This is a genomic window from Sinorhizobium sp. 6-70 (assembly GCF_030124375.1).
Lineage (GTDB): Bacteria > Pseudomonadota > Alphaproteobacteria > Rhizobiales > Rhizobiaceae > Sinorhizobium.
In genome coordinates this window covers 188,380-215,334 of record NZ_JASKLS010000012.1, presented here as the reverse complement: position 1 = coordinate 215,334, position 26,955 = coordinate 188,380, and the positions used below count along the sequence as shown (strand labels likewise).

The window sequence follows — 26,955 nt, the reverse complement described above, 5'->3', positions numbered from 1 at the left end:
AAGGTCGCGCCAGTGCGCACCTGAACGCAGAACCCACAAACACCCGTTCACGAACGATCGATTGTCGCTACCCGTCCGGCCCGGATCGCCGGCCTTCCCAGGGAGCAAGGGCGCGATCCTCGACCATTGCACCTCATTCAGTTCGTATCGTTTCACCGCCATCATCGCGTCCCCGTGCTGAACACGGGGACCTATGAATCAGTCATCAACTGATTTGGGAATCCTGAATGTCGATCGGCCCTAGCCCACGTTCCGTCTCGCACGGGTGTACCTCCCAAGCACTACCGCACCTCTATGCCTGGGTATGACCGCCGGTGCTGCGCCGTGGCATTTTTATCTCGTATGACGCCCTTGATTTGCACACAGATCGCGCCACAATTGCACGTGCACTGATCTTTTATGAAGTCACAAGTCTAGTCATTTCAGATACTTAAAAATCAAGAGTTGTGCAAGTATTGGTATCTTATGCAAGCAAATGCAGTTTTAGGTATTTACAAACTGAAGTGTTTATATTAGTTTCCGATCAGATTATCTGAGAATAAATGGAAGTTCGTCTTAGTAAATGAGGCGAAGCCGCGAGCAAGATCGGGCAATATTTATCCTTTTGTTCGGCTTGCGGACTAAGGACATCCCCACAAGATAATTGCTAGAACAACTCATCGACTACTCAGCATAACAGATTGCATCGGTCCTGTAGGTTCGCCCTCCCAAATAACGAGGTGAGGGTGGAGTTGCCGGGGAGGGGGCATTGGCATCACAGCGGGAGAGCCAACCATCGAGACCCTCATTGAACCTGCCATCAGGTGGCGGGGCGTTGAAGGGAATTGGGGAGAAGTTTTCATTTAATAATCAAACCGGAACTGGAACTCTGTCTATCCCTCTGCCGATCATACAGGCCAGGGGTGACATCGGTCCACGTCTTGAACTGACATATGATTCTGGTTCAGGCAACGGCTCCTTCGGAGCGGGTTGGCATTTGACCTTGCCATCGATTTCCCGAAAGACAGATAAAGGATTGCCGAAATACGACGATCCTGAACCAAGTGATGTTTTCATTTTTTCCGGTGCAGAGGACTTGGTGCCGGCGCTACCCGTCAACGTCCAACGTCGAGACGGATATGAAGTCCGCCGATTCCGCCCGCGTGTAGAGAGCGGGTTCGCCCTTGTCGAATGGTGGTTCCACCCAGAACTTCCCGAACGGAACCATTGGAGAGTGATTTCTCGCGACAACCTCACTCATGTTTTTGGGTACTCGAAAATCGCGCGCCTAGCTGATCCGGTCGCCCCCTCCCGCGTCTTTCAATGGCTGCTCGAATGTTCCTTCGATGATAAAGGAAACGCGGTGGTCTATCGCTACAAATCCGAAAACGCTGAGGGTGTTGACCCCACTCGAATATCCGAATCTCACCGAATTGAAAAGGATGGAACTTCTCTGGTTTCCGGCTCATATCTGGAATCCGTTCTTTACGGAAACCTAAGACCGTTTTTCGCCGATAGAGAACTCAACTATTGGCGGTCCGTTGAATCTCTAATCCTGCCAAACAAGGACCAATGGCAGTTCCAAATCTTCTATGACTACACTGCCCGAGAAAATCCGGCAGACCCGGCACTGGAAAATCGCAGCTGGTCCGTGCGATCGGATCCGTTTTCAACTTATCGGGCCGGCTTCGAAGTTCGCACCTGGCGATTGTGTCGGCGTATCCTTTTCGTGACAAATATATCCATTGAGCGGGAGGGCGTGGAGCCTGGCTATACCGGCATTACACATGGTCTTTTCCTCGTATACGAGACTGGAATGTCTACCGGGGAGCTCGGTGAAGGGCCGATCGGCTCGCCGATCCTGACTAAGCTCAAATCCATTCAGCAGATTCACTTCTGTAAATCGGAAGACCAATCTTCATCCGCAGGACGATACAAGACTGCTGAGTGGCCACCCCTCGAGTTCGCCTACTCCACACCCGGGGCAATGAGCTTGAAAAGAGTTTCTCGCACAGACGCGCCATCGCTCCCTGAGGGCGTCGACGGCTCACGCTTCGAATGGGTCGACCTCGACGGGGAAGGTATTCAGGGCGTTCTCTCTCGTCGTCAGGAGGAATGGTGGTACTCACCAAATCGCTGGGCCGATTCGGCGACCGATCCGGGTCATCCGCCGAATTCTCCTCCGTCTGGTGGCACATTCCCCCAGCAGCAGCCGTTAAGGTTGCGGCCCGCCGCGGTGGCAGGTGCACAGCTTGTTGACCTTGCAGGCGACGGTTTGTTGGACGTGATCGAATACTCGCCCCACGCCACATTAATGTACGAACGGAGTGACGACAGGGGGTGGCGGTCCCCGAAAGCACTGCCGCAGCGACCTGCCTTTTCTCTTGACGATCCCAACGTCCGGTTAATTGACCTCGACGGCGATGGTCGGACCGAACTCCTTCTTACGGAGGACGATTGCTTGTTATGGCAGCAAGGCCTCGGTGAGGACGGTTTTGGCGCCATACACCGCGTGGCAAAACTACTAGATGAAAGACGAGGCCCGCGATGCGTATTCAGTGAAGTCATTCAAACTTTCTTCTTAGCCGATATGTCGGGAGACGGTCTGACTGACATCGTACGCATTCGGAACGGTGACATCTGCTACTGGCCCAATCTGGGCTACGGCAGGTTTGGTGCGCGTGTGGTCATGGACAACGCGCCGGCGTTCGATATTATTGGCCAGTTCGACCCTAAGCGAATCCGCCTCGTCGATGTCGACGGATCAGGTGTTGCGGATATTGTGTACCTCGGGCGCGAGGAGGCCGTCTTTTGGGCAAACCAATCCGGCAACGGATGGTCGCGAAGCCAACCCATTCCCTTCCGAATTCCGCATTCGTTGGCCGGTGTCACGACAACGGATTTCTTCGGACGTGGGACCGGCTGCCTCGTTTGGTCCTCCCCTTCACCCGCCGATGTCGGCAGTCAGTTCTATGTGGTTGACCTAACCGGGGGCGTTAAGCCGCATCTCCTTACATCGATACGAAATAATCTAGGAGCGGAAACCCATCTATCATATCGCAGTTCGACCGAGTTCTATCTGAAAGACCTTGCTGAGGGACGCCCATGGGTCACCAGACTTCCATTCCCGGTTCATGTTGTCGAAAAGGTCGAGACGAAGGATATTATAGGTCGCAATCGCTTCATTTCTCGTTACGCCTATCACCACGGCTTCTTCGATGGCGTCGAACGAGAATTTCGCGGATTCGGCCTGGTTGAACAATGGGATACGGAAGAAATTGATGCGATATCAGCGTCGACAACCGGAGCTGACAACTGGCGATCAGATTCGTACGTACCACCGAAATTAACGAAAAGTTGGTTTCACCACGGCGCTTGGTTCCCGAATGCATCGGTCCGCGATGCGTTCAAGCGCGAATATTGGTCGGGCGATCCGGATGCCATTGATATACCAGATACAGTGTTGCCAGGCGGTCTCAGTATAGACGAGGAGCGCGAAGCAGGCCGTGCTCTTCGCGGTCGGATGCTGAGGCAAGAGGTTTTTGCGCTCGACGCTGATGAAAATTCACCATCGTCAACAATAGCAAGGGCGTCTCGTCCATACGAGGTTACCGAGCAAAACTTCACGGTTGTGATAGTTCAGCCCAGGGACAGAAACCGTCATGCGGTGTTTCTGGTCCATCCGCGCGAGAAAATTCACGCCCGGTATGAGCGATTAGAAAAGGCCGATCCGCGAGTCTCGCATGAGCTGACGCTCAAGGTCGACGACTTCGGCAACGTAGAACAGTCGGCGGTGATCGCCTACGGCCGCCGCCAAGCTGATTCAACTCGTTCGTACGAAGAAAACAATCAGCGTCTCACCGAGGATGAGGAGATTGTCCAAGGCCGCTCCTTGATCACTTTCACTCTAACAAGCTATACCAATTCCATTGACGAGTTCCCGAACTCGTGGCGCTTGCCACTACCGGCGGAGGTACGGACATACGAAATGACCGACCCGGCGTGGGAACGCGCAAAGTGGGTCGATTTTGATACGCTTCGAGATGCGGTGGCTGCGTGGAATGCGATTCCTGAGCTCAACTACGGGGAAACGGCTGGCTACACACGAAGAGAGCGCAGGCTGATCGAGCACGGTCGAACCCTCTATCGGGCGAATGATCTAAGACTATTACTTCCTTTAGGCAGGCTCGAGTCGCTCGCGCTTTCCGGCGAGGCGCTAAAGTTGGCAATTACTCCAAGCCTATTAGGCCTGTTTGAGCGAAAGTCCGAGCCCGATCAACTGAATGCCAGCCTGCGCGCGCCTCGTGCGGGCTATGCCGAGCCAGATGGCGACGGTTGTTACTGGGTCTCGTCCGGACGGACTTTTCTTGCACCGGATGCTTCTGGGGTACCTCAGGGGGCGGCGACCGAGCTTGCTTTTGCCCGCAAGCACTTCTTCCTTCCGCACCGGTTCGTGGATGCGTTCGGCAATGCAACGCGAGTCGCCTATGATGACGCTATTCTGCGGATTGCCGAACTTACCGACTCCGCTAACAACACGACCACGGCAAAATATGAATACAGGCTGCTGCAACCCCGACTGTTAACGGATCCAAATGGCAACCATACAGCCGCAGCATTTGACATACGCGGCTTCGTCGTTGCAACCGCCGTGCTCGGGAAAACGCCTGTTGGCGAATTCGGTGACACGCTGGAAGGCATCAGGACTGACCCGAGCAGTTCGGAAATTGAGAGGTTTCTTGCGGACCCGATCGCCAGCGGACCCTACCTCCTTGCACGAGCGACGAGCCGGTTCGTCTACGACATCATGCGATACTACCGTGCGGTGAACGCGGACAAAGCTACTTCGCCAGCGTTCTCGGCGGCTTTGGAGCGCCAGTTCCACGTCACTCTTCCGTTTGCTGACGATGGGGCGGCCCAGCATATTGCCGGACTTGAAAACTTCGATCTATCCGACCACATCCATTGTAGGATCAGCTATTCTGACGGTTTCGGCCGGGAGATTCAGCGAAAGCTCCGAACCAGTCCGAGAATTGAAGATCAAAATCCATCATCGGTGATGCCGCCACGATGGTTGGGTAGCGGCTGGACAATCTTCAACAACAAGGGACAGCCTGTTCGCCAGTATGAGCCCTTCTTCCGGGTGGACGAAGTAGGCCAACCTGCTGCCCATGCGTTCGAGTTCCGCAGCCGCGAGGGGGTCAGCCCGATACTCTTTTACGATCCGATTGGCCGGGCAGTCGCTACGCTGCATCCCGATCACAGCTGGGAGAAGGTCGTCTTCGATCCATGGAAACAGGTCGCGTGGGACCGCAACGACACAACCTTGATCGAACCACTGGAGGATCCCGACGTCTGCACGTTCTTCGAGCGGCTGCGCGTGGAGGAGTGGCCACTGATCGAGGGTGCTTCGCCGACGTGGAACAAGCTGCGCACGACCGCCAGCGAACTTGAAAAGCTGTTCCCGGGAACAACCGACGCGGCGAAATGGCGGCGACAGAAGGAAGCGGCGGCAGCCCAAAAAGCGGCCGATCACGCTGGCACGCCGATTATCACCCATTTTGATCCGCAGGGACGCGAATTCGTCGTCGTTACGCACAATCGATTCGTCGATTATCGATCGAACAAATTGAGGGAGGAGTTCGCGCGTACGCGGACTCTTCTTGATATTGAAAGTAATCGTCGGGCCGTCATCGATCCGCTGGATCGGACGGTCATGGCCTGGGAGTACGACCTGCTGCGCCGTCCGTTGCGGGAGACGAGCATGGACAGCGGTCGCCGCTGGATGTTGCCGGATGCAGCCAGCCAGCCGATGTTCCGCTGGGATGAGAGGGACCATTTCTTCACCCACATTTACGACGAATTGCGACGGCCCCTGGAAACCTGGATGATCAAGCCGCATGGACACTCGGCCGACGCGCAACAGGATGAGATTTGCTTCCAACGGTTCGCTTACGGAGAGGACGCGCGCGCACCATCCGACCGCAACCTTCGCGGACGGGTTTGGAAGCATTTCGACACCGCCGGCGTCGTGACCTTTGGGGAGTATGACGCCAAGGGCAATCTGCTATCGTCGAAGCGTCGGTTCTGCCGAGACTACAAATCCCCCCCGGATTGGTCTTCCAATCCCGATGTTGAGCCGGAGGAATTCGACTCCACTACCGATTGGGATGCCCAGAATCGCGCTATCCGGATCGTCACGCCGGACGGACAAGGCAGCGAGACCTTCAGGCTTTACAATCTCGCAGGGCAGTTATTTGCAACCACCGTTCGCCTCGAGACGCCAAAGGCCCCGCTTTTCCTTGTCGGCTGGAGCAGATCTTCGATGGAGCGGGAGTCGTTCTGGATTGTCCGCGGCGTCGACTACAACCCGCGTGGCCAGCAACGCATCGTGCAATACGGCAATAACGAGCGTGGGTACGGCCTGCAAACTACCTTCACATATGACGACAAGACGTTTCGACTCCTCAGCCTCACCACGGTCAATAAAGGCAAGGGCAGGACCGAGCAAAAGTACCAAGCCCTGGACTACACATACGATCCGGTCGGAAATGTCACTGCGATCGCGGATAGCGCACAGGAGACTCTTTTCTTCAAGCAACAAGCGGTCAAGCCAGAGGCGGAGTACATTTGTGACGCGCTGTATCGGCTGGTCTCCGCCACGGGGCGAGAACATATCGGCCAAAACCTCCCACCGAACGCTTGGGACACCCACCGCGCCGGCATCTTTGACGGAAACTGCACGTTCGCTGCCTTTCCGAATCCAAACGACGGTCAAGCTATGCGCAATTATTTGCAACGTTTTGTCTATGACCCAGTCGGCAATATCGAGGAGATGATGCATCAAGCCGGGCAGCAAGGGTCGTGGCGACGTGTCTATGGCTATGAAGGGGTCGCCGGGTCGCGCGAGAAGAAATCAAACCGTTTGCTCAGTGTCGCCATAGGCGGCACGACAATGCGTTATGATTACGACAGCCACGGCAGCATGATTTCCATGCCACATCTGCCGCAGATGGAAACGGACTTCCGCGATCAGTTGTGCTTCACCAGCCGACAGCTGATTCGCTGTGCTGCGGATCGGCCGCTATCACAAGGTGAGGCTACTTACTATGTCTACGATTCTGCTGGCGAGCGAGTCCGAAAGATCACCGAACGAAACGGTCGTCGGATCGCAGAGCGGTTCTATACTGGATTGGCCGAGACGTACAGAGCCTACCAGTCCAATGGCCAAGACATCGAGCTGGAACGGCTCTCCCTCCATGTTCTGGACGACAATCGTCGCTTCGCTCTGTTCGAGACGCGGACCAAGGGGGACGACGGCACTGCGAAACAGCTCATCCGCAGCCAACTTCCAAATCACCTGGGCTCCGCATGCCTCGAAGTCCAGTACGACAAGGCGGCACCGATCATCTCCTACGAGGAATTTCATCCTTACGGGACGACGGCCTATCAAGCGACCAATGCGAAGATAAAGGCTGCTGCAAAGCGCTACCGCTTCGCCGGAAAGGAACGGGACGAGGAAAGTGGCCTCAACTACCATTCGGCGCGGTATCTGGCGACTTGGCTGGGACGGTGGGTATCGGCGGATCCCGAGGGTATCGGCGATCACTTAAACGTCTATCAATTCGTACAAAACAACCCAGTCACCGGGACAGATCCCACTGGGCGATGGACCTCGAAAGATGCGGCAGTGGTTGGTGCTGTCGTAGCGGTCGCGGTTGCAGTGACTGTCCTCACTGCGGGGGTCGGGACGGTTGCAGTCGCAGCGGCAGCATCCGCTGCCGGAGCCGTTGGCACCACAGGCGCCGTGGCAACGGCTCTCGTCGGCACAGCCGCCGTCGGCGCGATTTCGGGAGGTGCGAGCGGTGTTGCAGCTGACTTCACCGCGCAGGCGCTGACAAGGAACGAGGGGGCGGAGTTCGATACCGCACGGATTAAGGCAGCAGCCGCGGGTGGTGCAGCTGCTGGCGGTCTCTTGAGCCTGATCCCAGGAGTCGCTGCTGCCCGGGCGACCGCACAGGCAATTCGCACCGGAAGCAATGTCGCTCAGGCGGTCAGGGCGTCCAGCATCGCTGCGGCTAGCGGGGGCCTCCCGCGAGAATTGGCTGTGAGTGCAGTTCGGGGCGGTGCAGCGGGTGCCGCCGGAGGTGCGATTCAAGAAGGCACTCGTCAGCTCGCAAGCGGGGAGGCAGAAAGCTGGCGCAATCTAAACGTAAATGACATCGCGGCCGCATCGGGCACAGGATTGGCATTTGGAGCGGGAGGAGCCGTCATGGCGACGTCAGTTCGCCAACGTGCAATCCTTTTCACGTCACGCGACACAAAGGGCCCAGTCGCCGTGACTGACGAAGCGATATCCGCTGCGCTGAAAGGCTCTGAGCTCGAAACCGCACAAATCAGCATTTCAAGGCCGGCTGTCGAACGCTACGTACGTCGGTTGGAGGCGGGAGAAATTGCCCCCCCAATTAAGGTGTCCGGCAATGCTATAGTTGATGGTAATCACCGATATGTGGCCGGCAGGTTGGTGGGCCGTGAGCCAGCAAGGACGGCTGGCACTCTCTCTCCTAGCCAACATGCGCGCCTCCAACCTGTCGAAAAGCTAAAAATAGATCCTGTTGATTGGGGCAATCGATGAGGTCAGCCAATGAGCGAGACAAACCTGGGAATCATATAATAATCCCAAGGTTCATACGGATATTTCGTTAGTATAACAGAAAATCGTTCAAGCGTAATGCGTCGCCATGAAGGAGAGGCGTTATGAAAGTCGTTCTGCCAATTTTCACTCCCAGTACCGCGGAAAAAGAACACGTCTCAAGACTGCATGAAGCGCTGAAGTTCCTGTTGGCCAATGGCGGCGGGCTGATGAGACGGCCCAAAGGGCAAGATGCGACCGACTTCAAAGCCGAAGTTGCGGCAGAACGCTACGGCAGGGTTACTAAGGATCTCATTTTTCAGTTTCAACAAAATAAGAATCTGCAGAAAAGCACCACTCTGGATAAAACGACGGCAAATGAGATCAACGTCGTACTGCACGCAGAGCGGCAGATTTCAAAGATATCCGGCCAGATAGGGTCATTTCAACAAGATAAGTTCACGCCTTCGTCTCTGATCGGCATCAAAGTTGTCGCTAGGCTCGAAGAAGCAGGCGCAGCAGATGTCGACGTGAGCGTGGCCAGTAGTAGAATCGATGGCAAATTCGATCTCTATACAGACGGAGAATATTCAGGTTCAACTGTATTCTTATACGCGTTCGTGAGGGACGCCCGTGTCTACGCTCATGACATCGATGTTACTCGGCCGCGCGTTCAATGGGCGCAGTTTGGTTCAGAGCAGGAAACTTCTCTTGGTGTTGATACAGCCAAGGTCCCGATCGTGGAGTTTCCTGAGGTTCGTAAAGAGGTCAAGGCGCGAATCCAGGTGGCAAAGCTTGACAACAGCTTGTGGGAGCATCCTGACAGGATAACCCCAGCTGATATCAAGATTATTATAAAGCAGAATCCTCAGTCGTCTTTCCCTTTGTTGACGGAGCAACAGCTTGAGTACTTCGTCGTCGCCCACTGGTTGGCCAAAGATGCGCTTAACGGCGAGATCTTTGATGCTCAGTTCGTCTACGGCATACTTCGTCTCGAGGCGCTGCTGTACGCTCAATTGGGGCAGGATGTCGAACAGATAAAGGACCAAGGGCGGAAGATACGACCGCGGGCACAGCTGAATATTTTTCCAGATAGATCCTTTGTCGACAAATACCTAGCTCAGATAGCGTTTTATTCGGATGTTCCGCCTAAAAGCGGTCCATCTGATGAAGTGGCACTTTTTGAAGTTATAAAGTCGGCGATTGACTCAAGGATAATAGAGCCTGGATTCGGAGACTCACCTCCGTACCTAAATGAAAATTACAGTGCGCTTAACGGCCTTTATAAAGAAAGACTAGTGAACCTTCGGGATTATTTCTATGACGTGAAGGAGGAATATGTACCGTCAATACCTTTTCATGTTCGACTAGATTTTGACTGCTATTGCGCAGAGCGTGGCGTACACGTTTCGAGTCAAATTGATTTCGCCCTGCTGGCGCAGACTGACAAGTTGCCGCAGTCATACGCGGATCTATCACTCAAAGTCGTGCAATCGCAGAAACTTAAAAGCGGGCCAAGGCATTTCCAGGCTAGCGCCACCCGAACGAGCATTGATCGTCTTATCAAGGATATTGGCCTTGACAGCGCGGAAGCTTCTAAGCTTCGCGCCATTGGTCGAGTTTCAAGCCTGACGCAGGAGCATAAAGAGATCGCGTTCTTGCTCGGCCATGTTCCAGAGGCAGATGCAAATCTGGACGGTGCTTGGAAGATCCGCATGCTGGGGAGGGGTCGGTTTACAAAGGCGTACGTCAGGGCATTGGGAGGCGAAGGCAAGGAATCGGGCTTGTTAGGACGCAAGGCTGCCACGTTGTACCAGCGAGCGGCAGCACGGGCTGAAATCACGGCACACATCTTCAGCGAGGCGCGTGCGCTTGCGACGGCACAATATGTAGATGCGCTTTGCTCGCCCCACGACCGAAACCGGATAGCGACGGCATTTCTCAAGGGCCGAGACGAGAATCTGCCGTCGTGGGAATCGCTCTTTGGATCTCTTGATGCGTGTGCCTGTGATGACTGTCAATCCATATATGGGCCTGCTTCCTACCTCGTCGACGTCCTGCAGTTCTTCAAACGGCTGGATTGCATTGACGTAGACGGCGGAGATCAAAACAGGGAAGACGCGCGATCTTACCGCCCCTGCCTCGCCGGCCCTAAAGAGGCTAAGACGGTTTTTGATATACTGATTAGCCGACGGCCCGACATCGCGTATCTCGACCTCAACTGTGCGAATGCGATGACTCCAGTACCCTACATCGATCTGGTGAACGAACTGCTGGAGGATTTTGTCGCCGAGACTCCTTTGAAATTGCGCCTGAAACTCGAGCCGGGGCCCATACCGGAAATCGCACTCACCGCCTTACAGGATAATGGTTTTCTTGCGGTTACGGCGAAGGCAGAGGTCACGGCCGATTCGCTTGGTAACCGACTTGTACGTGATGATCGGACACTTCTTCTCTTTGAACATCAAGGTGAGGAGGCTAAATGCCCAATTTGGCTGGTGCGAGAACTTCGCCAGACCTATGGATCAGAGGAAGAAATCGGCGCCGCTCCTGAGTTTGTCAACCAAGCTGCGGCGAGGGTATTGAGGTCCAGCCATCTTAATCTGGCCCTTCCATACGATGGAAACCGTGCGGAAGCTTTGTCGTACTTGGCGAAAATGGATCTCGATCGCGCGGAGGTGATCCGCGATCTTGCCACGTGGCGAGATCACATCGAACCGTCGACGTCATTCACCGGGATAGTGTCAGCTGAGATGCTCGGGCTCACCGCGGTTGAGCGCGATATAATCGTCACCCCCGATCCAAGGCGCCAACACGAATACTGGGCGGAAGCGCAGTGGGACGTCGTCGTGAAGATGAGTGAGTTGCGCCGCTTCCTGGACAAAACAGAGCTCAAGACGGAGCCGGTTGGCACGAGCGAGTTTGACGAGTTGCTCGGTGGGGCATTTATCAATCCATCGGGCAACACGCTCATTGTCGTCTCTGACGAGCCCGACAATCCCGCGACTCAGTGCGACACTAACAAGATGCACATTCGAGGTCTGGACGAAGAGGCGCTTGATCGGATCAACCGTTTGTTAAGGTTGCAGAAGAAGGTTGGATGGCCGATCAATCTTCTGGATCGGTTGATCATGTCACCTGCCATCGGACACGGAAAGCTCAATAAGACGTGCATTGCAGCACTTGCGGACCTCGTCTGCCTCGCCAGTCGATGGGACATGGACGTTCAGGCGCTGGCAACTTGGTTTGCTGACGTTTCTACTTTTGGCGGCCATAGCGATTACGGCCGAATATTTCTGCAGAAAGACGACAACGGGTACCCATATGAACCCTTCAAGGTCGAGAATTTGTGTCCACCCGTTCGCAAAGGACCGGAGGTCATTGTCGGTGAGTCGATCGATGCCGATCAGGACGACTGCCCGCTATTGAGGGATCACAAGGAACATCTAGCAAAAGCTCTCGGGGTTCCCACAGACCAACTAAACGCGTGGTTGGATTTCTGCAGTAACGAACCAGGCAGCCAGTCGCCGGTAAGATTGTCCCTGCGCAACCTGTCACGAGTCTGGGCATGGTTTCGGCTTACAAAAAAACTGGGACTGAAGATGCGCGAGCTCGTTACTCTGCTGACGATGCTCGACATTAAGGATGCGCTTGCATCCCCTGGTGTCACCGCGAGGGTCCGTGATGCCGTCAACTTGATGAAGAAATGGAACCTCTCGGTAGCTGATGTTCGCTTCTGGCTTCTGCACAAAGTGCAGGACGTCGAGGAGGAAAGAACGCGCATCATCTCGGACCTTTCAATTTCGAAACTGCTCAACGACATTCGAACATCGTTTCGAGCAGTGCGCGAGGCGAGAGCTGCTAAAGAAATCACAGATGACGCAATGGCCGGGTGTTTAGCCAAACTCACATCAGCGTTGTCGCAGGTTCCGGAGCTCACTGCCGGAGAAGTTCAACGGTTAGCGAACCTGCTGCAGAACCGTTCTTCGAGCGAGGAGGTGCAAGAATTCGCCGGGCTTCTAACCGGAGCCCCTCTCGGCTCCATCGCAGGTGTTGCCGAGCATGCTAGCAGGAAGCCTGTAAATGAAATCGGGTCGTGGACGGAGACGTCGGAAGATCCAAAGAAAGTCAACCACACGGAGTACTTGGCTTGGACATCTTTCTTTCTGGATTGCTTGCTTGACTACCTGGACCAGGCGGAACGGGATCTCGCGGTCCTCCGGCTGACCAGCCAGCACCTCAAGGCGCCGATTGAGCAGATCGAGACCATTCTGCGCTGGTGCAGAATGCCCAAGGACGACCGTCCAGCAGCGGGCGGCTCAATTATAGAGACGTTGTCATCAGCGAGTTGGTCAACAAGTCCAATCTCAAACGATGTCGAAACCGCGAAGCTAATCAAGGGAATGTGGAACGGCATCTTTTGTGCTGCGCAGGGCTGCATCGATACACTAGACGAGAAACCACGCAAATTCCGCGAAGCGGTAGTTGCGAATACGCCGATCACAACCTGGGATGAGCCCCCCGAGATGGCGGCGGTCGAAAAGTGGCGTAGCCTGCTGAGCCCACTGTTTATTGGCATTCGTCTGACTCACAAAGTCCTTGGCCTTATGCAAAAGTTGAATGTGCAAACAGATCATTTGCTGTGGGGGCTCTGGCGCGAGTTGCCAGAGGATGGGTCACCGAACCGCTTCCAGCGGCTTGGCTGGTTTTCGCCCGATCAGGTTCCCTTAACAAAATCAGCTGATGCGTCCGAACTGGGCGACTTATATCACCGTTGGGTCATGCTTTTGGAAGGACTCGACTTCCTAATCCGATACCCACTCACGGAAATTGCCAACGACCCAAACGTCAAACTAGGTGGAGCAACCGCTCTTGAATTGGCACTTAGTCCCGCGCCGTCCGACGCGACCGGCGATCCATCCACCGGCTTGGATTCCATTCGCGACATTCTTGCTATTTGTGACGATCTGTTCGACCTGCCGCACACTGAGGTTGTCGCGATTGCTGGATGGCTGGAAATTCCGCGCGCGGGATTCAAGGATGCAGCGACGTATAGATATCTATTGCAGGCCTGCAATGTAGTGAGAAAACTCGAGTTTCCGATTGCAAGTCTTCCGGCCCTTGTCGCCGATGTGGTTACGCGCGACTTGGTGTTGGTCCTTAGACAATGTTTGAAACAACAATCCGATCCAACGACCTGGCTGGAGACGCTCAAGCAGGTTCAAGATCCACTGCGCGAACAAAGGCGCGACGCGCTAGTTGCTTACCTAATTGCTGACCCGAATCACGGTTGCTTTCACAAAATAAACGATCTCTATGACCACTTCCTGATCGATACACAGATGTGCGCCTGCATGCCAACATCGCGGATAGTTCAGGCTCATGCAGTTGTCCAACTTTTCGCCCAACGCTGCCTGATGGGGCAAGAGCCGTCCGTCAACCCTAGTGCCAATGAAAGTGCGGATGACCCGAATAGCTGGAATGAATGGAACGAATGGCGCTGGATGCGAAATTATCGCGTTTGGGAGGCGAATAGAAAGATCTTTCTTTACCCGGAAAATTGGATCGAACCGGAACTAAGAGACGACAAGTCACAATTCTTCAAAGGGTTTGAACAGTCGTTGGCGCAGGCGGAAGTGACAGACAGCAATGTAGTGCTAGCAGCCCAAACATACTTGGACAAGCTTGACGACGCCGCGTTCATGGAAGTCATGGCTATTCACTACCAACACAGTGACTTCGCGGAGAGTGGAAGAGTCGAGGGGCCCGTTTTACACGTTGTCGCCCGCACGAAGGGCGGGGATCCAGCTACCTACTTCTATCGCCGTTTTCTTGCCGAGAGCGATTGGACTCCATGGGAAAGTATCGATCTCGATATTGCAACAGATCATTTGTTGCTTTTTGTGCGAAATGGCAGGCTGAACATCGCCTGGCCGGTGTTTACAGATGTCATTGATGAGTCGGCGGAGCTTGAAGTGCCGACTGCCGGCCAGGGGAATCAAGGGAAGCGACAGATACCGACCGCCCCACGGGGATGGACAATCCAACTCGCCTTAAGCGAGCGCAGCAATGGCGCTTGGCAACCAAAGCGCGTGTCAAAGGACGTGATCCGCACAAGCATGGTGGACACCACCACCGAACGCATGATGTCCGAGCGGAGGCGATGCCGCTTTGTCATCCGGGACACGGACGCGGCCCAGACCAAGATGGCAGACGACAACGTCAATCAGGGTTTTTTTATCCTCGCCTTCGGATTTATCAGGCCAACCGCGGCCAACAAGCTCGACCACCCAGATGTAAAGTCTGAGCCGTTGCTGATGGGAGCCTTCAATCTCGCTGGCTGCAAAGGTTACCCGGAGGTAGTTGCTGCGAAGAAACTCTCAAAATTCTCATCGGCAACAGGAGTTACCGTACCAAGAATAGAGGACACCATTTTCGAGTCACAGCGGTGGGGTGAACAGTATAGCGACTCCAACGACAGTCTTTCTGTCCAGGGACTACTTGCTAATCACTTCCATCGTACTGCAGTACTTGGAACTACGCCTGGAACATTTAAAGTAACGACTGCGCAACAGACGACAGTTGTCGACAACGTGATAATGGGCATATTACGGATACTCAAAGAAGATCCGCGTCAATGGCAACCTAGCGGAGTTTTTTTGCCATTTTTTTACGAAGACGGCCGAAGGGCATATGTAGCAGTACCTACGCTGCGCGAATCAAAAGATGTTCGTGACAATATTACAATAAGCGATCTAGCTAAAAATTTGTCTATGCTTTCCTCAGACATTGAGGCAGCGGTGAAAAGAACCGAAGAGACTTGGGAAGATCTTGTCCATATGTGGAGCAAGTTACCGAAGGACGACGCAAGGCGGCTGGCGTATAACGAGTTAACGGGCCAATTGCGAGGATGTTTCGGCGTTAGCTTTACCGCCTTCTACCACCCCTTCGTCTGCTTTATGAAGCAGTGTCTCGCCGAAGGCGGATTTGAGCGCTTGATGAATTCGTCCTCCCTATCGTGGAGAAATAAGAGAGACGAGTTTGTGCAGCTATACAAACCGGATTCTGTTGTTTTGCGACCATACCCAACTGAGACAAAAGAGTTCCAGTTTGAAGTCGGCGATGGATATGCAAGTTATAATTGGGAAGTATTTTATCACTTGCCTTCCATGGTCGGTCACAAGCTAGTGGTCGATCAGAAGTTCGAGGACGCACTGCGATGGTATCACTTCATTTTCAACCCGACTGGGGTGCCTGATTCGCGGAGGACTTATGGTGAAGATGTCGAGCAACAGTCAGCCGCACAAGGGGCGGGACGCTATTGGGTGACAAAGCCATTTCGTCTTCGAACTGATCAGCCATCAGACAGCGAAAGCTACGTGGGACAGCGCATTGAAACGATTCTGGCGATCCTTGCCAAGCCCGATGATCATTCTGAAGCCTGGAAGCGTTGGCACGATGCTGTTGTTCAGTGGCAGCGGAACCCATTTGTTCCGCATCTTGTCGCTCGGGGTAGAACTGTCGCCTTCCAAAAGACCACAGTGATGCGCTACCTGGATGCAGTCATCCAATGGGGCGATTTCCTGTTCAGGCAAGACACCAGGGAAAGCGTCAACGAGGCACTGCAGCTCTACATCACGGCCGAGCGCCTGCTCGGCACAAGACCACGAGTGGTCGAGGCGCCGAAGGGTTCTCGCCCGAGTAGGACCTACCGTGAACTCGAACTGGTCATGTACCGGGAGCTGGCGGATGACCGCAGCAGCCTCGTGGAGTTAGAAAACACGTTGCCCGGCCAACTGTCGATCCCTGATGTTGGTCGACCGAGCATTCCTGCGCTGCCGGCCGGCTGTCTTTTGGCGACGCCTTACTTCTGTGTCCCACGAAATGAAAAGCTGATGGGATACTGGGATACCGTCGATGATCGGCTCTATAAGATCAGGCACTGTCAGAACATCGAAGGCGTCGAGCGACAGCTTGCTTTGTTTGCTCCCCCGATAGACCCGGCACTGCTGGTCCGGGCGTTCGCCGCGGGCTTGAGCATTGGTGACGTTTTGGCCCAAGGGGCGGGCGAGGTACCGCACTACCGATTCCAAGTGATGATTGAAAAGGCATTTAATCTTGTACAGATGGTCATCAATCTAGGGAACTCGTTGCTGCAAGCCATCGAGAAGAGAGATGCAGAAGCCTTGGCCCAGCTTCGATCGAGCCATGAGATCGGTCTACTGAAGCTCATTAGAGACATCAAGGTTAGACAGATTGAGGAGGCGCTGCAGACATTGGCCGGCCTGAAGCAGACGAGAGCTGCGATTGAGGAGCGGTATCGCTTTTACCAAAGCATTGAATATATGACCAGCGCCGAGCAGAGATCCCTCGATTTAAATGAAGAGGGAATGCGACTAGAAACGACCGCTTTGGTCTTCAACACTGCCGCAAGCGTTGCGCATATGCTACCGGACTTTACGATCGGTGGATGGGGATTTGGAGGCGCGCCAGGGACAGATCTCGCGTGGGGTGGCGTCAATATAGCTAATGCTGCGAGCGCCATGGGGCAATTTGTCGGGGAATCCGGCTCGCTAAAGCGTTCCGCAGCCTCCGCGGTGGGTGTCCAGGCGAGCTACGAGCGCCGCTGGAATGAGTGGAAACTTCAGGAGCGCGTGGCCGCAAAAGAACTCTCACAGGTCGATCGGCAGATTCTCGCAGCTGAGACTCGAATTGAGATCTTCAAGAGTGAACTGAGAAGTCACGACAAGCAGCAGGAGCAAGCGGCAGACATTCTCGCGTACATGACCGATCGGAAGTTCTCAAATCAGGAACTTTACAATTGGATGATCGGCGAGATCTCAGCCAGCTATTATCAAGCTTGGCAAATGGCGCATCGTTTTGCCCTGCGTGTGGAACGAGCATTCCATTTTGAACTCGGGCCTAAGGGTGACGGATTTACGGCCAATTCCTACGTGCGTCCCGACAGTTGGAACGGTATTCGCAATGGGCTGTTGGCCGGCGAGCGTTTGATGTTGGACTTGAAGCGAATGGAGGTCGACTACCTGGAGCGAAATTGCCGTGAGTTCGAGATCACAAAGCACATATCGCTCGTTCGGCTCGATCCAGATGCGTTTCTGGATTTGAAGCGCTCCGGTCGTTGCAGCGTTGAGCTTCCCGACTGGCTGTTTGATATGGACTATCCGGGTCACTACTTCCGGAGGATCAAGAGCGTAAGCTTAAGCATTCCGTGCGTCGCTGGGCCGTACGCGAGCGTCAACTGTACGTTAACCCTTACCAAGAACCGAATTCGTATAAAGCCCATGCAATCGGTTGACGATGATGAGCCGAATCTCCTCACCAATTTTGCCCATATTCAATCAATAGCGACAAGCGCTGCACAGAATGATAGCGGGATGTTCGAGGTGAACTTCCGCGACGAACGCTACTTACCCTTCGAAGGCGCCGGTGTTCTGAGTTCGTGGATGCTGGAGTTGCCTAAGGAGGATAATCGACAGCTAGACTTCGACTCGATCACGGACGTGATCGTCCATTTGAAGTATACCGCACGGCAGGGAGGAAAGAAGTTGCAGGAGAATCGTCGGAAAGCGGTGAGCAATTACTTCGAATTAGGGTACCCCATCAATGATCCCAAACCGATAGTTCACCGCCTTTTCTATTTAGAGGATGAATTTCCCAGCCAATGGCATCGCTTCCAGGCTTTGAAGAACGCCGACGGAAAGCACGTATTAGCTCTCGAGGGGCTTGAGGATCGGCTTCCGTACTTATTGCGGGAAATACCCAGTGCGGCGGCCAGGGTTCGAATTGTTAGCTTGACCGAAACTAGCTTGCAGCCGACGTTTGACTTGAACGACTATACGCCGGAAAGCAAAAACCAATGGCAAGACGTCGTGTTTGGAGAATGGAAGTTCGCCGCAGAGGAGGCTCCTGACAATCTTGGTCTACTTGTAAGTATAAACCTGAAGGCTCTTGAGGACGAGCCAAGCTGAAGCGTCTACTGGCCGATGCGATACTCGACTTGTCAACGCTGCCGTGAACTGGGGCGATGGAGGAGAAAGTCTATTGCAGTGCCGCGCTTGTGTCTGGTGGGCATCGGAACCAATCCGCGCCTTTTCGGTATCGGTCGACGCGCGGCGATGATGCTGCCGGCGGTGCAAAGGCTACCAGAATTTGCCAGCCACGAGGATCGCTTTGCCTGCACACATCGTACTGAAGCTGGAATACGTCGAGACCACTTGGAAAAGCCTTACGGCCGTGCGCAAGGGCGGCCGTAAGCGACCGCCGACGGGCAGTGACACAGGGGAACAGAATAAGCGCTGGAGCGGACTTCGTCTCGGATGCGTTGGTCGACGGCAGGCGCTTTCACGTCCTTTCACGTCTTCGATGGCTTCTGTCCTGCCGTGCTACGGTGGATGCACTCCCGCTCCGGTGAGCGCCCAATCCTCAACTATCCCATCGTTATGTTCTAAAAATAGGAAGTAAGTTGCTGACCTGCTTACATGAGGAAAAAAGACGTGGACAAGAAAGATCTATTGCTTTCGATGTACGAAGAGCAGGCTGCCCAAGCGAGACAGCATGAAGAATTGAGAGCTAAAGCAACAAACTTAACGTTTATTGCAGGCTCCGTGCTGATATCGCTTTTGTTTAAGGATGGTAAGCCTATTGTAGATCAAACAGCGCTTGCGGGAGTCCTTATCGGGGTGGGAATCTTTGGAGTTCTCTTGTCTCTGAAGCACTATGAACGCAATCGACTCCATGTCGCAATAGCTCGCAGGTACAGACAAGCGTTAGAACACGAGCTATCAACACGGGATCTTTCCCTGATGAGGGAGCTGGGACAGCAAGACAATGAACGCAAATACCCGTGGTTGTCGAGACTGCGCCTAAATTGGCTTTGGAGTTCAAGTTGCGTTGTGTTCATCATTGTAGGTGTAACGCACCTTATGATGAGCTGGGATTTTCTCCGCCAGTGGTGAAGAGCTTCGCCTACCAAGCGTGGCCGCCAAGTGGCCCGTTCGTGCTCTTTGTGCCTCAGGCAGGTAAAATCGCGACCTTGCCCTGACCTTGCCCCCAAGTTTTGTCCAGTTTTGAGTTCGCTCCAGCGGATTTGGGTTGCTGCAGTTGCGGAGGTAGCGGCGGGTTGCGGTGCGGAGCCATTTCGGCTGCGCAGCACCGCATCACGTCGCGGGCTGATGGTAAGCGGCGTTCCGATCACACCTTGACAGCGCAATTCCGTCCGCACGCCCAAGCGCCCGCGATATTGCTCTTCGCTGCAAGATAAAGCAGCGTGGAATCGCGATGCACGCACAGCGCGATGTTGGGTTTCGATGAGATGAGTAAATTTTGGCACCGGATCACGTACTATCGTCATCGCAGCGAGCTTTGGGCACTTGGTCTGGCGATGCAGGTGCCGCTGCTAGCGATGCTTCCGATCGGAATCGTACTGGGTTTCTGGTGGGTCATTGCCCCACTGCCTATTGTTCTTCCGATTATTCTACTGCTCGAGAGCCTCGGCCACTTTGGCGCAATAGTCTTAGGTTTCTTAGGAATCCCGGCTCTTGTGGTGCTGTTGCTTGCCGCTCCATGGTTCTTTGGATGGTACGGTATTGCAGCCAGTCTGATGTTTGGTCGATTCACGACCGCGAAAGCCAAGGAGAAAGCCTTGGCAGAATCAATTCATGCCTATCGGACGAAAGCCGTTTGACTCCGGGCTATCCTTCTCTTGATCGGAGCCAGCAAAGTTCAACATGGACTGCGACATGTCGTAGGTGGTGCCCTCCTTACACTTTGGTGGGGTAATTCCAGGGGAGCAGCTCGTCAATCCGACTCTGTTTGTGGCCATTGACGATGCTTGTGAGCGTGCTGGTCAGATAGGCCTGCGGATCGACGGCATTGAGCTTGCAGGTTTCGATGAGCGAGGCGACGGCCGCCCAGTTTTCGGCTCCGGCGTCATGTCCCGCAAAGAGTGCGTTCTTCCGGTTCAGTGCAATCGGCCGGATGGTTCTTTCGACGCTGTTGTTGTCGATTTCGATGCGGCCGTCGGTCAGGAAGAGACACAGGCCATGCCAGTACTTGACGATGTATTTCAGGGCTTCACCCAAGGACGATTTGGCAGCGGCGCGGGCACGGTGATAGGTGAGCCAAGTTTCCATGTCGGCGACAAGCGGCTTTGATCGCTCCCGCCGCGCAGCCAGGCGGGTTTCCGGATCAAGCCCGCGCAAGTCGGCCTCGATTTGGTAAAGTTCGCCAATCCGCTTCACGCCTTCCTCGGCAATCGGCGCGACTCCCGTGCGGTAATCTCCACCAGCTTGCGACGCGCGTGAGCCCAGCAATAGGCCAGTTGAATGTTTGGCCCGACGCGATCCGGTGCGATCAGCCGATTGTACCCGGCGTAGCCATCCACCTGCAGAACGCCGGTGAAGCCCTGCAATATCTGTTCGGCATGCTGTCCTCCGCGACCAGGGGCGTAGGTGAAGGCAACGCCCGGCGGTGCACCGCCACCCCAAGCCCGGTCGTCACGCGCCAGTGCCCAGAAGTAACCGGTCTTGGTTTTGCGGGAGCCGGGATCGAGCACGGGAGCACGGGTCTCGTCCATGAAGAGCTTGGTCGAGCGCTTCAGGTCGGTGATCAGGGCGTCGAAGACGGGACGGAGTTCGAAGGCTGCCCGGCCGACCCAATCGGCAAGCGTGGAGCGGTCGAGATCAATGCCGTGGCGGCTCATGATCTGCGCCCGCCGATACAGGGAAGATGATCGGCGTATTTGGAGACCAGGACATGCGCGACCGTGGCCTCCGTCGGTAGACCTGCCTGGATCAAACGGGCCGGGGCCGGAGCTTGGACGACACCGTCCGTGCAGGCGCGGCAGGCATACTTGGGACGACGGGTGACGATGACGCGGAACTGTGCCGGGATCATCCAGCCGCTCGGACACATCCTCGCCGATACAATGCAGGCAACCGCCGCAGGCGCAGATCAGGTTTTCCGGCTCGATGACCTCTTCGATACGGGCAAGATGGCTGGGAAGTGAGCCGCGATTGGTCGTGCGTGGCTTGGAGGATCGTTTGCCCGGAGGAGCATCGGCCTCTTCCTCAGCCTGAACGGCCGCAATGGCCGTTTCCAAATCCTCCAGCGCCAGATCGAATTGATCGGGATCGGTCTTCTCGGATTTGCGCCCGAAGGCTGCTTGCTTGAAGGCGGCAACCAGTCTTTCCAGTCGTTCGATCCGCTCGTCCTTGCGAACTTCACGCGCTTGCGCTGCGATCAGCATCGCCTTCAGGGCGGCAATGTCATCTGGCAAGTCGACGGCGTTCAGCATGCGCCGCGTCTACCAAATTCGGCCTCGGCTTGCCTCTGCAATTTGCCACCCGAGTCATCGTGCCGCAGCTACTCGATGGCCTCCGGCGCTCTCGTCACGACAGCGCGGACGCGACGCCAGTCCAGGCCGGCAAACAGGGCTTCGAACTGGGCATGGCTCAACGTCATCAAGCCATCCTTGATGCCGGGCCAGGTGAACGTGTGCACTTCCAGCCGCTTGTAGGCCATTACCATGCCGCTGCCATCCCAGTAGATCAGCTTCAAGCGATCTGCCTTGCGCGACCGGAACACAAAGACCGTTCCAGTGAACGGGTCCTTGCGCAGCTCGTTCTTCACCAGCGCTGCCAACCCGTCATGGCCCTTGCGGAAGTCCACAGGCTTGGTCGCCACCATGATCCGCACGCGGTTCGACGGAACGATCATGCCGAGGCCGCCAACGCACGCGCAACCGCAGCGATCCGGGCTGCCGATGCGCCTTCCTCCAGACGGATGGTGACAGGACCAACGATGATCTCCGGACGGCTGACTTCTCTAATCGGCGGCACGGCATCACACGTCTCGACAACCATCGCCGCGAATTCCACCGCATCCTCGGGCGCAGGCAAAACCAGCTTGCCCTGCCGCGCCATCGTGCGCCATGACGACAGGTGGTTCGGCTTCAGCCCATAACGCTCCGCCACCTCGTTCACCGTCACGCCCGGCCGCAAACTCTCCGATACGATCCGCGCCTTGACCTCCTCCGGCCATTGCCGATGACGTTCACCCGCAGCCTTGGCGGTTGTGAGAACCTCCAACGTAGTCTCCATGGAGAAACTCCCTTCGTTCTTCCATGGAAAGCCGATCACAGATCACGCCAGACAGGGCAACGTGGGGGCTAAACACCGGTTACGGCTGATGGTCTGAGCGAACTCGGCAGGTGTCAGCCAGCCGAGGCCAGAGTGTGGTCGGTTATCGTTGTAATCGCTTCGCCAGTTTAAAAGCGCTGATCGGGCACGGGTCAGTGACGAGAAGAGAGTCTCATTCAAGAACTCGTCTCGCAGACGGTGGAGCTTTCGATGAAGGCGTTTTGGATCGGTTTGCCCGGCGCGATATAGTGCCATTCCACCTTTGTCCGGTCCGTCCATTGCAGGATCGCGTTGCTGGTGAACTCGCTGCCATTGTCGCTGACGATCATCTTCGGTTTGCCGCGCTCCTCGATGATCCGATCCAGCTCACGGGCAACCCTCAGACCGGAAAGCGATGTATCGGCGACAAGTGCCAGGCATTCCCTGGTGCAATCGTCGACGACCGTCAGAACCCGGAACCTGCGTCCATCGGTGAGCTGATCCGATACGAAGTCCAGCGACCAACGATCATTGGCTGCCATCGGGATCAGCATCGGCGCTCGCGTGCCTATCGCTCGCTTGCGGCCGCCGCGCTTGCGCACTGTCAGCTTCTCTTCCCGATAGAGCCGGAAGAGCCGCTTGTGGTTCACACGGTGACCCTCACGCCTGAGCAGCACATGAAGGCGTCGATATCCAAAGCGGCGGCGTTCATGCGCCAGCGCCTTCATCCGCTCGCGAAGGTCATGGTCATCGCTGCGCCTGGTTTCATAACGGATCGTCATCCGGCAAAAGCCGATGGCTTTACACGCCCGCCGTTCGCTCATCTGGTGGCGATCCATCAGATGCGCGACAGCGTTCCGCCTTGCTGCGGGCGTCACCACTTCTTTCCCAAAAGGTCTTTCAAAGCGGCATTGTCGAGCATGGCGTCTGCCAGGAGCCGTTTCAGCTTTGTGTTCTCGTCCTCCAGCGCCTTCAGCCGCTTGGTCTCGGATACGTCCATGCCGCCGAACTTGGCCTTCCACTTGTAGATGCTGGCGTCGCTGACACCGTGTTGCGGCAAAGCTCCGACACCGGCGTGCCCGCCTCGTGCTCCTTCAGAATGCCGATAATCTGTTCGTCCGTGAAACGGTTGCGCTTCATTCCCTGGTCCTCTCAATGGGCCAGAGCTTACTTCAAAATGGATTATTTCAACGGGGCAAGGTCATGATCGTTGTAGTCGCTGCGCCAGCTTGAAAGCGCCGATCGAGCATGAGCCAGGGACGAGAAGAGGGTCTCATTCAAAAAACTCGTCTCGCAGCCGCCCATTGAAGCTTTTGATGAAGGCGTTCTGGATCGGTTTGCCAGGCGCTATGTGGCGATGTGGCGGATCGAGCTCGCGTGCAGGAGATGACGGGAGGTTTCGGACGTGGGGGATCTTGTGATAGGTCGGCACAAGTCGCCTCGCGGGGGTAATACCTCCGTCGATCGCCTCCCGGTCAACCCGCAAAGCGCTGCGTGGCCGCAGCCAGCTGTTGATCAGAAATCACCTGGAAGAGGCAACATGAGCTTAGTAATTTTGGAGCGCTGGTCTTGTCTCCCATTCGCTGCTGTGCTGTTGAACTGGTCTAAAACAAGCGCGGGTGAATAGCAGTGACCAAATTTGAACGACTTCCTATGACTCTGGATGAGGCCACCTTCGACCGTTCGCTTCGCCTCATGGAAAACCACACGTGGATAGCTTCGAAGAATGATCGTTTCAATGAATTGCTGATGTTTTGCTCGCGGGATGAAGAACGAAGTTTAGTTTTCGATATTGTTGAACGGTACACTTACGTGGACAGCGAACAACTTCGGCAATGCCTACAGCAGATCGCAGAGCGAATAACGAATGAGTGGAAATGTGGTCCACAGGACAGTGTCATTGTCGCTATGGATAAATCTCGACACGCCGACAGTTCCGCAGCCATCGCATGGTTTCTCAAGCCAATCTTAGGCGACATGGCGGATTGGGAAACAAACCAGTTCTTCAAAGCTTTGGGTGAAGCAGTCACTGCCGTTCCAGATGGCGGCAAAATCGTCATAGTCGATGAGTTCGTGGGTACCGGGCAAAGCCTCAAAAGGGCGCTTAAATGGCTATCTGGAAAACTCGACGAGCAAGGGAAAAGCGCCAAATTGTTTGTTGCGACGGTAGCGGCGATGGAAGCATCGAAAGAAAAAGATCTCTCTCTTGCAGAGGACTTTTTCTCAACAATCTGGATGAAGAAATCGATCAGAGATTTCTATCCTCCCGAAACGGCGGAGCTTCATGAACGTCTCATGTTATCCCTAGAAGAGCGCCTTCTTAAAGAAGATGGATACATGAGGTTGGAAAAATATTCCCTTGGTTACAAAAAATCGCAGTCGGCCTATTTTTTCGAGAATGGAAATCCACCAAACAATAACTTTCCGATATTTTGGTGGAAGCGGCTCGCCAATGGCTCTCGGAGGCGTCCTTTGACGCCGAGAGTTTAATATGTCTTCAACTGACAAAATCATCCTAAAGACGGCTTTTCAGTCACCTGGTGGTGTCGATCTGTATGACCTTCATGTCAAGTACCGCCTCAGCCCTGCGGCCCTATTTCAGAGCAGCTCCAACTTCCAAGAGCGGAGGATACTTCACCGTGAAGGAAGGTTGGTCTCGCTTACGAGCGAAGGGCGGCTTTGGGTACTTACGAACCGGAAGCGGATTTTTTTTACATCTAAGCGAGAGTGGGCGCAGCCTAGCGATTGGCATTTTAGCCGTCGGCTTGATTCCCACGAACCCTACCTTCCAGACCTTGGTCTAGTAGATCGAGACTATTTCACAAACCTCTTGCGGGAAAAGGATTAATTGCATAGAGAGTCAAATGGGGCGCAGCGATAGTTATCGGGGGTTGATTCGCCCCTGTAAGCTGAGGCGCGCGTTAGATTTTCTTCACGCACTTCGCGCAAGAAGCATAGATCCTACGGATCTATGTTTACTGCATAAAGCAGTAAATAAGAATATAATAATATTCACTTTGGTATCGTTGCGCTCCACCTAATTATCGCCGCTTATGACTGAATATAGAATCGAAGACTGGCTTTTCTTTTTTCAAGAGAACGTCAAAGGTGCCCGTGGTCGAGATTTGGTCAGAGGCTATCTTGCCCATATTGAGGCTGTGACCGCCAACAATCTTCCGCCAATTTTTGAGTTTTCGCACCTGTCGGAGTTGCTTGGGATCGAAGGAGTGATGCTTGCGAAAATATGTCATGCGCCGCATCTGTTTTATAGAACTTTTCAGATACCGAAGCGTACAGGTGGGCATCGAGAGATCAGCGTCCCGAGACCGATACTAATGACTCTCCAGCAGTGGATTCTCGATAATATACTGGAGCGAGGTAGCGTTCATAAAGCTGCGCATGCGTTCGTTAAGTCGCGGTCAATTGTTACTAATGCTCAACAGCATTTGGGATGCAAAGAACTCCTAAAGATCGACATTGTAAATTTCTTCCCATCGATCAAGTCGACGAAAGTGCAGCGTGTTTTTAAGAATTTCGGCTATCCCAGCCAAGTAGCGGCTGCACTGACACGGATATGCACAAAAAATGGCAGTCTGCCGCAGGGGGCGCCTACCAGCCCTGCGATCAGCAATCTGGTGGCTGCGGAGTTTGATGCTCAGATTGAGGAATTATGCGCGTCGTGCGGCCTAACTTACACTCGATACGCCGATGATCTGGCAATTTCCGGCGATGGTATCCCCTCGGATCTAAGAGGTAAGATTGCGCACATTCTTGCCCAATCTGAACTAAATATTCACCCGCTCAAAAGCCGCACATTCGGCCTGAAGGATCGAAAAATCATCGCTGGCATCTCCATTTCATCTGGCAGGCTCATGCCGACGCGGCACTTTGTTCGATCGCTTCGGAGAGATGTTCATCACGTGATCACTAGAGGGTTGCTCGCGCATATGGCGGCCACGGATAACTTTGATCCGATATATTTGGAAAGATTGCTAGGCAAGATTGCGTTTTGGATGCACGTTACTTCCAAAAGTCATCAGTCAATCCGCGCTGATGCAGCTCTAAGAAAGTACATGGCTGAGGCTGGTTTGTAGAAATTTCACGAACCGCCGATCGCAGGCTGCCGCAAGACAAAATCGACCGACAGCAGGCACGTAACCTTGCCCCGTTGAATAATCCATTTTGAAGTAAGCTCTGGCCCTTGAG

11 protein-coding genes and 3 pseudogenes are annotated in these 26,955 nt (G+C 54.7%); 6 read left to right on the top strand and 8 right to left on the bottom strand.

All coding sequences use genetic code 11. The features are described from left to right. On the bottom strand, window positions 1-162 hold a 162-nt coding region (locus QN222_RS22465; RefSeq protein ID WP_283962064.1), incomplete at its 3' end, for a transposase. 625 nt (window positions 163-787) lie between these two features. On the opposite strand from QN222_RS22465, the gene QN222_RS22460 reads away from it, so the two are divergent. From QN222_RS22460 to QN222_RS22445, 4 genes are all read left to right on the top strand, one after another. After that, entirely contained in the window at window positions 788-8,614 is a 7,827-nt protein-coding gene (locus QN222_RS22460; protein WP_283962014.1) for a SpvB/TcaC N-terminal domain-containing protein, read from the top strand. A 122-nt stretch (window positions 8,615-8,736) separates the two neighbouring features. Next, window positions 8,737-18,600 (top strand): neuraminidase-like domain-containing protein, encoded by a 9,864-nt coding sequence (locus tag QN222_RS22455; RefSeq protein ID WP_283962015.1) that lies wholly within the window; start codon window positions 8,737-8,739, stop codon window positions 18,598-18,600. 525 nt (window positions 18,601-19,125) lie between these two features. Beyond that, window positions 19,126-19,587 carry a hypothetical protein gene (locus QN222_RS22450; RefSeq protein ID WP_283962016.1) on the top strand — a complete coding sequence of 154 codons (462 nt, stop codon included), beginning with the start codon at window positions 19,126-19,128 and terminating at the stop codon, window positions 19,585-19,587. 338 nt (window positions 19,588-19,925) lie between these two features. Continuing rightward, complete coding sequence (locus QN222_RS22445) at window positions 19,926-20,315, top strand: hypothetical protein (protein WP_283962017.1); 390 nt, start codon at window positions 19,926-19,928, stop codon at window positions 20,313-20,315. Between the two features lie 76 nt (window positions 20,316-20,391). On the opposite strand, the pseudogene QN222_RS22440 reads toward QN222_RS22445, so the two are convergent. From QN222_RS22440 to QN222_RS22410, 7 genes and pseudogenes are all read right to left on the bottom strand, one after another. Continuing rightward, window positions 20,392-21,926 (bottom strand): annotated as a pseudogene (locus QN222_RS22440) (IS66 family transposase). Between the two features lie 68 nt (window positions 21,927-21,994). Beyond that, window positions 21,995-22,348 (bottom strand): IS66 family insertion sequence element accessory protein TnpB, encoded by a 354-nt coding sequence (gene tnpB, locus QN222_RS22435; protein ID WP_283962018.1) that lies wholly within the window; start codon window positions 22,346-22,348, stop codon window positions 21,995-21,997. Next, a complete protein-coding gene (locus QN222_RS22430; RefSeq protein WP_283962019.1) occupies window positions 22,345-22,731 on the bottom strand; it encodes a transposase in 387 nt (128 codons plus the stop codon). The genes tnpB and QN222_RS22430 overlap by 4 nt, the downstream gene beginning before the upstream one ends. 42 nt (window positions 22,732-22,773) lie before the next feature. Beyond that, complete coding sequence (locus QN222_RS22425) at window positions 22,774-23,025, bottom strand: transposase (RefSeq protein ID WP_283962020.1); 252 nt, start codon at window positions 23,023-23,025, stop codon at window positions 22,774-22,776. Next, window positions 22,947-23,771, bottom strand: a complete 825-nt coding sequence (locus QN222_RS22420; RefSeq protein ID WP_283962021.1) for an IS3 family transposase — start codon at window positions 23,769-23,771, stop codon at window positions 22,947-22,949. Before QN222_RS22420 ends, QN222_RS22425 begins: the two co-directional genes overlap by 79 nt. Next, window positions 23,705-23,889 (bottom strand): annotated as a pseudogene (locus tag QN222_RS22415) (transposase); the annotation flags it as partial. The gene QN222_RS22420 and the pseudogene QN222_RS22415, both read right to left, overlap by 67 nt. A gap of 66 nt (window positions 23,890-23,955) precedes the next feature. Next, window positions 23,956-24,103, bottom strand: a pseudogene (locus QN222_RS22410) (transposase); the annotation flags it as partial. Between the two features lie 275 nt (window positions 24,104-24,378). Between QN222_RS22410 and QN222_RS22405 the strand changes: the two are divergent. Beyond that, window positions 24,379-25,239, top strand: coding sequence for a hypothetical protein (locus QN222_RS22405; protein WP_283962022.1), 861 nt, complete (start codon window positions 24,379-24,381; stop codon window positions 25,237-25,239). A gap of 563 nt (window positions 25,240-25,802) precedes the next feature. Further along, the gene (locus QN222_RS22400; protein ID WP_283962023.1) at window positions 25,803-26,843 is read left to right on the top strand and encodes a reverse transcriptase domain-containing protein; all 1,041 of its coding nucleotides are present in this window, start codon (window positions 25,803-25,805) and stop codon (window positions 26,841-26,843) included. The last annotated feature ends 112 nt before the right edge of the window (window positions 26,844-26,955 follow it).